Here is a 12,523-nt window from a genome sequence, read left to right as displayed (position 1 = left end):
TTGTCTATTTCGATTCTATCTGAATCTGTATCTGTCGCATCGAAGGTCCTACGCTGCCTTTCATCGCTCCGGAAGATCCAGCCGACCATGGTTCCCTCATCCCGGTCCAACGAAACGCGCGGTGTCGTCCTGCAACTGGTGTTCGCCGAGTGCCTGATCGGCTCGGTGGGCGTGTTCGTGCATGAAAGCCACCAGGACGCGGTTACCGCAGTGTTCTACCGCTGTCTGTTTGGCGGCTTGTTTTTGCTCGGCTGGGGGCTGGCCAAGGGCTATCTGCGGGGACTGTGGCGCGAGCGTGCGCTGCTCCGTGGCGCGGTGCTGAGCGGGGTGCTGCTGGTACTCAACTGGGTGGCATTCTTCGGCGGCATGGCGCGCTCGTCGATCGGTGTCGCCACATTGATCTATCAGTGCTACCCGTTCGTGATGCTGGTCCTCGCCGCGTTGATGCAGGGCGAACGTACGCCGCCCGCCGATCTGGCGTGGACCGCACTTGCCTTCGTCGGAGTGGTCTGCGCCAGTGACCCTCTCCATCTGTTCCGCGATGCCGAATCGTCCTATCTCGTCGGTGTCGGATTGGCGTTCCTCGCAGCGCTGTTATGTGGTGCATCGCTGTTGATGTCGCGCCAAGTCGGCAAGGAACGTCCGTTCGCACTGGTCATGATCCAGTGCTGGGTCGGCGTTGCCATGCTCGCCGGATTCAGCAGCCGCAGCGTGTTCCACATGGGGCTTCACTGGATGTGGTTGCTGGGCCTTGGGGTGATCCATAGCGGCATCGTATATGTGCTGTTCTATTCCACTTACCCACGCCTGCCGGTGGCGACCATCGCCGTTGTGTCGTTTATCTATCCGTTGGTGGCGCTGCTGCTGGACTATCTGCTGTACGGGCATCGTCTTGCAGTGGTCCAGGTGACGGGTGTCCTGCTGATCGTGCTGGGCACGCTGGGCGTGAACCTCAAGTGGCGGCCTGGCTTCGCATGGAAAGCGACATGACCGGATCGTGGCCGCACCTGTCTGCGCGCTTTCAAATATCAACACTGCAAGAGAGCTATCTGATGATTCATCGCATGCTTGGCTTCGCCACCACCCTGTCGCTGTTGCTGTCCGCAACCAACGCGATGGCGGAGACGTTACCCATGGATATTCCGCAGCTCGACCGGAACCAGGAAATCACCATGGCACTCAGCGCAGCACCGCAGGAGTTGCAGGCGGACGCCGGTGTCTATGTACTGGAGCATTCCGGATTCGTCCTGGTCCGAGCCAGCCACAACGGGTTCAACTGCCTCGTCGAACGCGATACTCACGTGACCGCGCCGGTCTGCTATGACGCCGAGGGTTCGCGCACCACGCTCCAGGCAAGCCTCGAACGCGCGCGAATCATGGCGAGCGGCACGGCCGGCCCGGATGTCGATCGCATGATCGACGCCGAATATCACGCCGGACGTTTGCGGCCACCCGCAAAGCCCGGTATCGCCTATATGCTCTCCCGCGACTTCGTGCGGCTGGACCCGAAAACGGGGAGGGCGACGGTGCTGTATCCACCTCACGTGATGGTGTATGCGCCGTTCTTGCGAAACGAAGACATCGGCGTCCCGAAGCAGTTCGTTCGCAGCACCACCCACGTATGGGTGGAGGCTTCCGGCAAACCGGACGCGTGCCTCGTCTTTGCGAGTGCCCACTAAGCCTCCTTGAGCACGGATGAACGGCGCAACCTGATCCAGCAGCGGGGCCGGCTGCTCGATCAGGGTAAAGCGATTAGCCCGTGTTATCGGGGGCAGGGTGAACGTCCGCTCTCGACCACCCAACCCGGGCGGCTGAACACTGAATGGCTGTGATCCAGACTAGGATCGCTCTGGCACCTTTAGCGAGCGGATTGGCGCTGTCCGCTAGTTTCGTGGCGCGTGATGCAGCTCAAAGTGGCATCACATTCCCAACGGGCGCAGCCCAAGGTTCCAGCCATGAGCATCATCCTCGTCACCGGTGCATCGTCCGGCATCGGCAACGCCACCGCACGTAGCCTGTTGCAGCAGGGTCATACGGTTTACGTCGCGGCGCGGCGCGTGGAGGCCATGCAGGATTTGGAGGCACAGGGTGCAATCCCGCTTCGCATGGACATTACCCAGGAGACCGACGTTGCAGCCGTGGTCGAGCGTATCCAGAAGAAGCACGGCGCGTTGGACGTACTGGTCAACAATGCCGGCTACGCCATCTACGGTTCGGTCGAGGAGACCGCGCTGGACGATGCGCGGGCGCAGTTCGAGGTCAATCTGTTCGGTCTGGCACGCCTGACCCAGTTGCTGATCCCGGCAATGCGAGAGCGAGGGCGCGGGACCATCGTCAACGTCTCGTCGATGGGCGGCAAGATCTACACCCCGCTGGGTGCCTGGTATCACGCGACCAAGCACGCGGTAGAAGGCTGGAGCGATGCGCTGCGGATCGAGCTGGAGCCATTTGGCATCGACGTGGTGGTGATCGAGCCGGGCATCATTGCCACGGAGTTCGGTGATGTGATGACCCGGCCGATGCTGGATCGCTCTGGGGGTGGCCCCTATGGCAAGCTGGCGCACGCCATCGCCGGATCCAAGGCGCCGATGTCGCAACCGAGCGTCGTGGCAGAGGCCATTAGCCGTGCCGTGCAGGCGCGTCGCCCGAAGACACGCTACGTGGCCGGCAACCTGGCGCGGCCCCTGATGTTCGTGCGCAAATACTTTGGCGACCGCGTCTATGATCGCCTGATCATGAGCCAGTTCCGCTGACATGGCACGCAACAGCACCTTTCCGGTCGATCCAGGCTGGCGTCCGTTACTGAAGGATCTGGGTATCCGCAGCGATACCCTGTTGCGCCGCGCCGGCCTTACGGAGGAACTGTTGGCACGCCCCAACAGCGGTCTGACCACGGCGGAGTATTTCCGCTTCTGGGAGAGCCTGCAGGCCGAAGCAGGTGACCCGTTGCTGCCGCTGCGCCTGGTGGAGGCGATCCAGGCCGAGTCTTTCAGTCCGCCGATTTTCGCGGCGCTTTGCAGCGCGAACCTGCTGCAGGCGGGGCAGCGGCTTTCGACATACAAGAAGCTGATCGCGCCGATGAGCCTGACGGTGGACGTGGGCCGCGATGGCACGCTGACCCTGACGCCGCATTGGCTGGAGGCGCAATCGCAGGTGCCGTTCGTAGTGGTGGCCAGCGAGCTTGCATTCCTGTTGCGGCTTGCGCGTCTGGCCACGCGCGAACCCGTCGCGGCACTGCGTGTGATCATGCCGCAGCTTCCGGCCGTCGCGCAGGCCAAGGCTTACGCAAAGTTCTTTGGCGTGGCGCCTCGACAAGGCGCTGCCGCAAGCATCGGATTCACGGCCGCCGATGCAAAGCGGCCGTTCCTCACCGCCAACGATGCGATGTGGCAGGTGTTCGAACCCGATCTGCGCAAGCGCTTGGGCGAACTCGACGGCAATGCCAGCACCGCCGAGCGCGTTCGCTCGGCACTGCTTGAGTTGCTACCGGGCGGGCAATCGGGGATCGAAGCGGTCGCTGCTCGCCTTTCGATGAGCAAGCGGACATTGCAGCGCCGACTGGAGGAGGAAGGCGAGAACTACCGTTCCCTGATCAACGGCACCCGCGAGGCGCTTGCCCGGCACTACCTGATGCAGACCGAACTCTCCGCCGGAGAGATCGGATTCCTGCTCGGCTTCGAGGATCCCAACTCGTTCTTCCGCGCCTTCCAGGACTGGACGGGAACGACCCCTGAAGCAACGCGAAGGTTTGCTCATTGACAGAGCCGACGTCGTCTTCTCAAGAAGTCTGCTAAATCCGTCCGCTACTCAGAGCGGGAGCTTCACCACCTGTCTACGCGGGAATGACAGCGTGGGAGGTTTTTCGAGGTTTGCCTGCCAAGTCGCCGGTCGTTACGGCTTGCCACGACTTGCCAAGTGACAGCTTACCGATATCCCTGTGCCTGCAACGAGAACAGATGTGCGTAGTGGCCTTCCTCGGCCATCAACTGCGCATGATTGCCACGCTCGATGATGCGGCCGTCCTGGATCACGATGATCTGGTCGGCCATGCGCACCGTGGAGAAGCGGTGCGATATGAGGATGGCGATACGGCCGCCGGAGAGCTCGCGGAAGTGTTCGAATATGGTGGCTTCGGCTTGCGCGTCCATCGCGGCGGTGGGTTCATCCAGCACCAGGATGTCGGCGCGTGAGCGCATGAAGGCGCGGGCCAGGGCGATCTTCTGCCATTGCCCGCCGGACAGCTCGCGCCCGTCGTTGAACCATTTGCCCAGTGGCGTCTCGAAGCCTGCCGGCAGGCTGTCGATGAAGTCGCTGGCCATGCCCTTGTCGCTGGCTTCGCGCCAGCGCGCTTCGTCATTGAAATGGGTGACATCGCCAGCGCCGACGTTCTCACCCACGCGCATCTGATAGCGGGCGAAGTCCTGGAAGATCACCCCGATGCGCTGCAGCAGGACGGATTCATCCCACTCGCGCAGATCGGTGCCGTCGAGCAGGATGCGGCCACTGTCAGGCGAGTACAGGCGAGTGAGCAGCTTGATCAGGGTGGTCTTGCCCGAACCGTTCTGGCCTACCAGGGCCAACGATTCGCCGGGACGGATATGCAGGTCGATGTCGCGCAGTGCCGGTTCGCCGGCGCCAGGGTAGGTGAAACTGACCCGCTCGAAGCGGATGCCGTCCTCGGGTGTGGCGCCATGCCGCACGGTGCCGGTGGCTGCGGGCACGGGCGTTTCCAGATACTCGTACAGCGTGGACAGGTAGAGGTTGTCTTCGTACATGCCGCCGATCGCCGACAGCATCGCCGACACCGCCGACTGGCCCTGACGGAACAGCGACAGGTACATCGTCATCTGGCCCAGGGTGATGCGCGCCATCACGGTGCTGGCGGCGATCCATGCGTAGGCGCCGTATAGCGCAAACGTGCCGAGCAGGCCCAGGCCGAAGCCCCAACTGTCGCGACGCACGGCCAGATCGCGATCGGCGCGATACAACATGTGGAAGATGTCGCGATAGCGCTGCAGGAACAAGGGGCCAAGGCCAAACAGCTTCACTTCCTTGGCGTGGTCCTCGCGCGCCAGCACGGTTTCCAGATACAGCTGCATGCGTGTTTCCGGAGAGCGCCAGCGGAACAGCCGGAACGCGTCGCCGGAGAATTTCGTCTCGGCGAAGAATGACGGCAAGCCGGCCAGCAGCAGCACCGCTACCGCCCATGGCGAAAACCGGAACAGCAGGCTGCCGTAGCTGAGCAGCGAGATCGCGTTCTGGCCCAAGCCGAATGTTCGGGTGATCAGCGACAGCGGCCGACTCGACGCCTCGCGTCGCGCGCGGGTGAGCTTGTCGTAGAACTCCGAATCCTCGAAGTGCGCCAGTTCGAGCGTCAGCGCCTTTTCCAGGATCAACACATTGACGCGTTGGCCCAGTTGCGCACGCAGCAGCGACTGGCACAACGACAGGCCGCGCTGCGCACCGGCCATCGCCGCCACCAGCACGCCCTCCAGCACCACCCATTCGAATACCGATCGCAGCGGGGCTGTCCCGTGTGCTGCCCACAACTTGCTGGCACCGAGCACGGCGTCGACGATGTGTGCGCCAACGTAGGCAATGCCAGCCGGTAGCAGGCCGGCAATGAGAGTGAGCAGGGCCAGTGCGATGGTCAGCGCGCGGCTGGTGCTCCAGACCAGTTCCAGCGCACGCCCGCTGTACCGGAACACGCCCAGAAAACTGCGGGCGAGTTCTTTCGGTGGAGCGGCAGGGGCTGCGTGAGGCGGCACAGGGGAGGTGTCATGAAGCGCGTGACGGGGCGCGAAGCTCTCGAGATGGGGGCCGTGTCGCCTCAGGCAAGCTTGGGCGTGTGATTGAACATGCGGCAGGGCCACTGCCTGGCAATGTACCGAATAGTCTGCAGTTAGGTATGTTTTGCGATTGGGAAGGGTTATCGCGGGTATCTTGGATCGTCTGAGCCTCACCATGGCGGGGAGAAAACGACGAGCAACGGCCAAGGAATCCCTCAAGGGCGGGGCAGTCGCCCGTACCGGGCAACCAGCCTCGCCAACCACTATGACGAAACCCGAGCTCCAAATCCTGCACTACTGAAAACGGGGGGCGTCGTAGGAGCACTTCGACGGGAAAACGGGCTACGACATCCTCGCCGATGTTGATTCAGACGCGATCTGGGATCGGATTTCCGGCTAACCGAGCGCAGGGGAGGGCAACCAACCTGCGCCCATTGCCGAAGGGCTAAGCCTTGGTAATCGATTGAAGCAGGTCAATCGATATGGCCGTCTCGCAGGGACACACCGAAGTGGACTTCTTGCGCGACTGCTCATGGCCGAAGGTCCCGAAGGCTATAGCTCCTCACAAGCTATCGTGATCGCTGGGCGCGGGAACGGCGGATCGAAGAGGCGTGCTCATCTGCGGTTCTTTCAAAATAAAGCGTGGGCGTGGTGCCCAGCATTTTGCGAAACGCTGCGATAAACGCGCTCGGGGCGTTATAGCCGGCTTCTTGTGCGGCGTAGGTGACTTTCATCCCTTCGCCAAGCAAGCGCATCGCATGCATCAAGCGCAGCTGCTGGCGCCATTTGCCTACTGTCATCGCAGTTTCCTCCTGGAATATCCGTTCGATGGTCCGGCGGCTGGCGCCACTGGTTTCGCAGATGTGCGCCAGCGATCGACGATTGCCGGGATCCGCCGACAAGGCTTCAACCACACGTTTGGCGCGTGGGTCCGAAACACTGGGAAGCTGCAACGGCACCGCTTGCACAACCCGCAACTGATCGACGATCACGTCGACCAGATGTCGCTGCCTGAGCACACGGTTCGTGAGTGTGCCCGCCGCACATGCTTCGACAATCAGCTCTTTCAGCAGCGGTGAAATGTTTATCACGCAACATGATCGAGGCAAGTCCTTCGCCATGCGCGGCTTGAGATAAAGCGTGCGCATGGCGACCGGTCCTGACATGGTGATCGTGTGCACAATGCTCTTAGGTATCCAGACGCCGCGATGCGTGGGTACGACCCAGGTGCCTTCTTCAGTTTGCACGGTCATGACGCCACGTGTGGCGTAGACCAACTGATCCCGATCGTGAAAGTGCAGCGAAATGACGTGGTTTACGGCGTAGTTGCGCGTGAGCGTCACGATGGCATCACCGTGGCCCACAAGGTGGTCGAATACGGCAGCTTGTCGATTTTTCGACATTTATTGGCATGTTATCGAAATTTCCGACGCCCGGCGATGACTATGCTGGCATCCATTCGCCCCCAACCAGAGGAGAGCACTTTATGGCAAAGCAAGCGCGCAACTTTGCTTCCGTCACCATGGCGGCCCTGATGTTCTGTTTGGCGCCGCATGTATTCGGCACGACGGCGGCCCCATCATGTGCTTCCGACAGCGCAAGCCGCCAACTGGATTTTTGGCTGGGCAATTGGGACGTCGGTGCAGCCGGATCGTCACCGGCGTCACGCAGCCGGGTATCCCTAACCCTCGACCAATGCATGGTGATCGAAAGCTGGGACGGCGGGCGCGGCCACCGTGGCGAAAACATGTTCGCCTACAGCGCCGACGACAAAAGCTGGCACGGTTTGTTTGTCGACAACGAAGGACGCGTGCACGTGTTCACGGATGGGAAAGCCTCGCCAGGCGAGGCGGAATTCACAGGCCCCAGCACCGGAGCAGATGGCACCATGGTGCTTAACCGCGTAAGGATCGTTCGCATCAGCGCCAATAAAGTCGAGCAGACATGGGAGAAATCCACCGACCACGGTTCTACGTGGTCAATGGCTTTCCTCGGCGAATATTCGCGTGCCAAGCCCTGATCTACAGTGGCAAATATGCGAATCTGATCGGTGGCTCACGATTGGCTGCGAGTATGCGGATCGTCGCGTCGCGCTCACTATTCTGCTCATTGCCAATTCCTGCGAGCAATGTCTCTGCCTCCGTGTGTAACCGCTCGGCTGCAGTTCGATCACCCAGCAAAGCTTCCGTGCCAGCGAGGTCCGCATCGATGTGCGCGATAAGCGAGGCCTTCTTCGGCGTGATCATGTTGGCTGCCGCGAACGCACCTTCAAATTCCCGCTTTGCTTCCATGCAATGGCCGAGCGATCGGAGTGTTTCACCGTACAGAATGCGTGCCCTGATAGCATTTTCCGAACTTTGATCCGCAAGTGCGGCATACATCGCGGCAGCTTCGCTAGCGAAGGTGGCAGCACGTTCGCGGGCACCGCCTGCTGCGGCAATCTCTGCCTCTACGGTAAGCGCGAACGCGACATCTGGATGCGCACCACGATGGCGCTGCCTTGATTCCGCAAATGCGTGGCTGGCCATTCCCTTGGCTTCGCCGATCCGCCCGCGCGCCATAAGGATTTCCGCCAGGCTCGCGCTATCGCCGCTTTGACCGTTGTCGCCGTAATCCTTACCAAGGAGACGCTGCTTCCGGTTGATGGCATCGCGCAAGCCCGTCTCTGCATCTGCGTAAGAACCCTGACTGAAGCGGACATGCGCCAGGTGGCCTAGCGTTATGGCCTCGCCCAGCGATGATGCCGCTGCGAGCTTTCCATCGAGCTCCAGTGATTTTTCATAGAATGCGCCTGCCTCGGAAAATTTGCCTTCGCGTACGAGGACATTCGCAAGGTTGTTGAGGTCGCCGGCGACATGGGCATTGGGACTTGCGTATGCGCTTTCGTCAATGCCGAGGGCAGAGCGCATGAGCATTTCGCTCTCGCCATAGCGGCCAAGCGGGAGCAGCGCCGTTGTAAGAAGCGTCATTGCATCAGCGACCTGCGGATGCCTGGCGCCGAATCGAGCGCGCTTGCGCGCGAGTGCCTCGCGCAACAATGGCTCAGCTCGGTCAGGGTGGCCGGCGTCCATCCATATCCAGCCCAGGTTCGTTATTGCCTCGGTCAGGGCATCACTGCCGGTTGGAAGTATCCGGTGCGCGAGCGCAACGGACTTCGTGCCGATATCGATAGCTTTTTCCGACTCGCCCAGACGTTCGTCAAGACCGGCAAGCCACGCAAGAGCCTGCACTTCTTCCGGCGAGTTGTGGTCGGGGCCGGACTGGAACGCCTCTATTGCGTTCTGCAAACGCAATCTGCCGCTGCGAACGTGACCGAGTTCATCGGCTTCTTCGGCGAGCAGGTATTCGACATGCAAGGTTCGTCTGTCAGTAGCGCCAAACTGTGCTTGTGCCAGTGACGCCGCTTCTTCGAGCGGTTGTTGCGCACGATCCGCGTGACCACTACGCCGCTCGAGGTCACCGATCAATGCAAGAATTTCAACATGAAGCGCGGGTTGTTTCGCGAAATCATGATCGGCGCGATCCCGTCCTTGCGCGAGCAAGACCTCGGCACTCGCCTCTGCCCCATGCGACACATTGTCGAAAAGACCTTCCATGAACGATTTGAGCGCATCCTCGCGTTGCGCCTCGCTTTGGGCCGCGAGTGCTTGCGCGTGCGCATCCTTGGCGGCATGGCGCGCCAGGTACGATTCATACAGGCCGGCTGCTGTTGCGCCGGCGAGCAGCATTACCATGACGATGCTGGCGGAGACAGCCAGAGCATGTCGCTTTGTGAAAGTGAGCGCGCGATACGCAAAAGTATCCGCCCTGGCATGCAACGGTTTGCCATCGAGGTAGCGCTCGATATCCTCACGCAGTGCCGCAGCGCTCGCATAACGGCGAGTGGGGTCCGGCCGTGTCGCTTCGTGCACGACCGCGTAAAGGTCGACGCCCAACCTTTGCCGCAATTGCCCATCGTCGAATACCGGCGTCGCCGCAACGACGTAGTTGTCAAGTCTGCGTGGTTGAAGACCCGATAGAATCTCAGCCAACAGAACACCGAGTGCGTACACATCGACCAAGGTTGTCGTGGCGTGGCCGATGATTTGTTCCGGCGCCGCATATGCGCGTGTCAGACGTCGCATTTCGGTGCGCGTCTGCACACTCTCACCTTCGCCGGCGATGAGCTTGGCGATGCCGAAATCGACGAGCTTGACGCAGCCATCCTCGCCAATGAGCACGTTACTTGGCTTAAGGTCGCGATGCACGATCAGGCTGCGATGTGCATGTTCGACGGCCTTGGACACGTCTATAAACAGCGCGAGGCGTCCTCGCACGTCGATGCCGCGCTTTTCGCAATATTGGACAAGGTTGCCGCTTGCAACAAATTCAAGTGCCAGGAACGGTGTGCCGGTTGGTGTGAATCCAGCGTCGAGCAGCTGAGCAATGTGTGGATGCTGGAGTCGCGCAAGGATGCTCTGCTCACGAAGGAAGCGTCTCTGCTCTTCGGCATCGTGGACATCGATACGCAACAGCTTGAGGGCGACCTTCTGGGGGGCGCCTGGTAGCTCGCGCTCTGCCTCGAATACGCTGGCCATGCCGCCGGCACCCACGAACCGAAGCAGACGGTAACCGGGAATGACAGGCAGGTTATCGGCCGAGTAGCCAACCGACGCCGGCATCCATTGCGCCACGCCTCGCTCGAGCACCTCCGCGATGGGTACCTGACTGAGGGCCTGTGTAACGAGCACGCGGAGCGTCGCGTCTTCGCAGTTTCTGCATAACCAATCGGCCTGTTCGGTAGCAGGCAACTCCAATAGACGGTCGAGCAGCGGCTCGGCCTCGTGCCATCGCTGGATGAAGTCGATGCTCATCGGCGGCTTCTAGTCGGTTATATGCCCATATAGCGCAATCGAGTGGCGACTACCGACATCGCCTCATACTTCCGGAGCCAGGCAGGCTGCAAGAAACGTGCGCGCCTTCAACCAGTCGCGTTCGACAGTACGCGCATTGACGCCGATGGCGTCGGCAATTTCCGGGCTCGAAAGCTCGGCGAACAATCGCAGCTCGGCAACGCGTGCAAGACGCTCATCCAACGCCGCGAGCTTCGTCAAAGCCTCGTCGAGTGCCAGTACGTCGATGATGTTCGATGGCGACACGCCCTCCGTCATCTCGGGTGCTTGCCGTTTCTGCGCCATCTTCCGCCTTGCGCGGTCGATCAGGAGGTGACGCATCGTGCGGCTCATGTACGCATACAAGTGCGCTTGATCCGCGAAGGTGGTGCCGCTGCTGTCAAGCAACTTCAGGCAGGCTTCGTTGACCAGCGCAGTCGTCTGTAGCGTGTGTGCGGCTTCGTACGCCCGTTGCCGGTGCGCAAGCTGGCGCAGCGTGGCATAGACCTGCGGGATCAGCGCATCCATAGCAACCGGATCGCCGTCCGCAAGAATTTCACTGATTCGGGCCTCGGTGGTCATGTGCGCTATTGGCCTGTTACCGGGAAGTGTTCCGGCCATGTCGGAAGAGGCGAGCCATTTGCGCTGTAAGGAGGGATGGCGCCATTCGAGGTGACCGCAAGCTGTCGGCACGCCATCGCCCATCTCCCCAAAACAAGGATTGAAGTCATGTCAAGCCATCACTCTTCACGTAACCGGTTCATCGCGGCGGCCGGTCTGCTCACCCTGGTCTTTGCCGGCTCCAGCAGCGCTGCGACAAGCACCGAAAACGATACAACCCCATTTGCACCCACCACGATAGCGGCTGCCTGTGCCGATGCCCACGCCCGTGTACAGGACGCCGCCGCCATGGCCCCTTGCCGGCATGGTACATCGGCCGCTGATTCGACAAGCGGTTCGAGGACCTACAGCTATCAGACGTTCGACTACCCGGGCGCGTCGCAGACGACCTTATGGGGAATCAACGATCTGAACGAGCTGAGTGGTCAATATTCGGTGGGCACTGGCGCAGCTCACGCCATGGTCTATCGCCATGGACACTTTGAACCGCTGGATCCGGGGGTATTGGGTGACTATTTCAGCGCCGCCGGGGGGCCCACCGACTTCGGTACGACGTTTGGCGCCTATGCGGATGCAACGGGACTTCAGCACGGCTTCCTGATTCAGCGCGGGCATTTCTCCACAGTCGACTTTCCGGGTCATCTCAACTCGAATGTGGACCAAGTCAATCTGTTCGGTGCGATAGCCGGCGTGTACTGGGATGCCGACGGAACCTACCATGGCGTACTTCGTGAAGGGGGGCACGACACACCCATCGATGTGGCCGGCGCACGCGAAACCTATCCGCTCGGCATCAACGACAAAGGCGAGATCGTCGGCTATTGGGATACGGATCCAGACCAGACGCACGGCTTCTACCGCAGTGCAGATGGGCAGTTCTCGACAATCGACGTGCCGGGTGCCGCAGCCACGGTCATCTTCGAGATCAACGACGCAGGGCAGGCCGTCGGCTATTACGTAGACGCTTCCGGCGATATCCATGGTTTCATTGAAACGCGAGGGCAGTTTCAGAACCTGGACGTGCCTGGAGCTGCAGCAACCCTCGCGACTGCCATCAACAATCTCGGCGTGATCGCAGGGGAGTACTTCGACAATGCCGGCACGCGGCATGGGTTCGTTGCCACGCCCTAAATCGGCCCGTCTTACCGGATCTGCACGCTTTCGATATCAGACGGCTAAGGCCGATCCTAGGCCAGCCAGAGGTGACTGGTTGGGTTCGGAGCACGTATGCGGTGACAACTA

The 12,523-nt window shown here is 61.2% G+C and carries 10 protein-coding genes; 6 read left to right on the top strand and 4 right to left on the bottom strand.

Annotated elements, in window-relative coordinates; genetic code table 11:
- The first annotated feature begins 87 nt into the window (after positions 1 to 87).
- The 4 genes from ISP25_RS01740 (at position 88) to ISP25_RS01725 (ending at position 3,759) form a co-directional block, all read left to right on the top strand.
- Complete coding sequence (locus tag ISP25_RS01740; protein ID WP_404611871.1) at positions 88 to 990, top strand: DMT family transporter; 903 nt, start codon at positions 88 to 90, stop codon at positions 988 to 990.
- A complete protein-coding gene (locus ISP25_RS01735) occupies positions 987 to 1,679 on the top strand; it encodes a hypothetical protein (protein ID WP_404611869.1) in 693 nt (230 codons plus the stop codon). Before ISP25_RS01740 ends, ISP25_RS01735 begins: the two co-directional genes overlap by 4 nt.
- 276 nt (positions 1,680 to 1,955) lie before the next feature.
- The gene (locus ISP25_RS01730) at positions 1,956 to 2,753 is read left to right on the top strand and encodes an oxidoreductase (protein ID WP_404611868.1); all 798 of its coding nucleotides are present in this window, start codon (positions 1,956 to 1,958) and stop codon (positions 2,751 to 2,753) included.
- 1 nt (position 2,754) lies between these two features.
- Complete coding sequence (locus tag ISP25_RS01725) at positions 2,755 to 3,759, top strand: AraC family transcriptional regulator (protein WP_404611866.1); 1,005 nt, start codon at positions 2,755 to 2,757, stop codon at positions 3,757 to 3,759.
- A gap of 164 nt (positions 3,760 to 3,923) precedes the next feature.
- Here ISP25_RS01725 and ISP25_RS01720 read toward each other — a convergent pair whose 3' ends face one another.
- Both ISP25_RS01720 and ISP25_RS01715 read right to left on the bottom strand, forming a co-directional pair.
- Positions 3,924 to 5,708, bottom strand: a complete 1,785-nt coding sequence (locus ISP25_RS01720; RefSeq protein ID WP_404611864.1) for an ABC transporter ATP-binding protein — start codon at positions 5,706 to 5,708, stop codon at positions 3,924 to 3,926.
- Positions 5,709 to 6,358: 650 nt separating this feature from the next.
- On the bottom strand, positions 6,359 to 7,192 hold the full coding sequence (locus tag ISP25_RS01715; protein ID WP_404611862.1) for an AraC family transcriptional regulator: 834 nt from the start codon (positions 7,190 to 7,192) through the stop codon (positions 6,359 to 6,361).
- A gap of 83 nt (positions 7,193 to 7,275) precedes the next feature.
- On the opposite strand from ISP25_RS01715, the gene ISP25_RS01710 reads away from it, so the two are divergent.
- The gene (locus ISP25_RS01710) at positions 7,276 to 7,809 is read left to right on the top strand and encodes a hypothetical protein (protein WP_404611860.1); all 534 of its coding nucleotides are present in this window, start codon (positions 7,276 to 7,278) and stop codon (positions 7,807 to 7,809) included.
- Between the two features lies 1 nt (position 7,810).
- On the opposite strand, the gene ISP25_RS01705 is transcribed toward ISP25_RS01710, so the two are convergent.
- On the bottom strand, positions 7,811 to 10,642 hold the full coding sequence (locus tag ISP25_RS01705) for a protein kinase domain-containing protein (RefSeq protein ID WP_404611859.1): 2,832 nt from the start codon (positions 10,640 to 10,642) through the stop codon (positions 7,811 to 7,813).
- Between the two features lie 63 nt (positions 10,643 to 10,705).
- On the bottom strand, positions 10,706 to 11,365 hold the full coding sequence (locus ISP25_RS01700; protein WP_404611857.1) for an ECF-type sigma factor: 660 nt from the start codon (positions 11,363 to 11,365) through the stop codon (positions 10,706 to 10,708).
- 24 nt (positions 11,366 to 11,389) lie between these two features.
- Between ISP25_RS01700 and ISP25_RS01695 the strand changes: the two genes are divergently transcribed.
- Entirely contained in the window at positions 11,390 to 12,412 is a 1,023-nt protein-coding gene (locus tag ISP25_RS01695) for a hypothetical protein (RefSeq protein WP_404611855.1), read from the top strand.
- Positions 12,413 to 12,523: the final 111 nt, after the last annotated feature.

It is taken from the genome of Rhodanobacter hydrolyticus (assembly GCF_044904645.1).
This window is presented reverse-complemented; position numbering and strand designations above follow the sequence as displayed.

Excerpts from the sequence above, each read along its gene's own strand:
- ISP25_RS01740 (WP_404611871.1), top strand. The coding sequence starts at position 88 with ATGGTTCCCTCATCCCGGTCCAACGAAACGCGCGGTGTCGTCCTGCAA.
- ISP25_RS01735 (WP_404611869.1), top strand. The coding sequence starts at position 987 with ATGACCGGATCGTGGCCGCACCTGTCTGCGCGCTTTCAAATATCAACA.
- ISP25_RS01730 (WP_404611868.1), top strand. The coding sequence starts at position 1,956 with ATGAGCATCATCCTCGTCACCGGTGCATCGTCCGGCATCGGCAACGCC.
- ISP25_RS01725 (WP_404611866.1), top strand. The coding sequence starts at position 2,755 with ATGGCACGCAACAGCACCTTTCCGGTCGATCCAGGCTGGCGTCCGTTA.
- ISP25_RS01715 (WP_404611862.1), bottom strand. The coding sequence starts at position 7,192 with ATGTCGAAAAATCGACAAGCTGCCGTATTCGACCACCTTGTGGGCCAC.
- ISP25_RS01710 (WP_404611860.1), top strand. The coding sequence starts at position 7,276 with ATGGCAAAGCAAGCGCGCAACTTTGCTTCCGTCACCATGGCGGCCCTG.
- ISP25_RS01705 (WP_404611859.1), bottom strand. The coding sequence starts at position 10,642 with ATGAGCATCGACTTCATCCAGCGATGGCACGAGGCCGAGCCGCTGCTC.
- ISP25_RS01700 (WP_404611857.1), bottom strand. The coding sequence starts at position 11,365 with ATGGGCGATGGCGTGCCGACAGCTTGCGGTCACCTCGAATGGCGCCAT.
- ISP25_RS01695 (WP_404611855.1), top strand. The coding sequence starts at position 11,390 with ATGTCAAGCCATCACTCTTCACGTAACCGGTTCATCGCGGCGGCCGGT.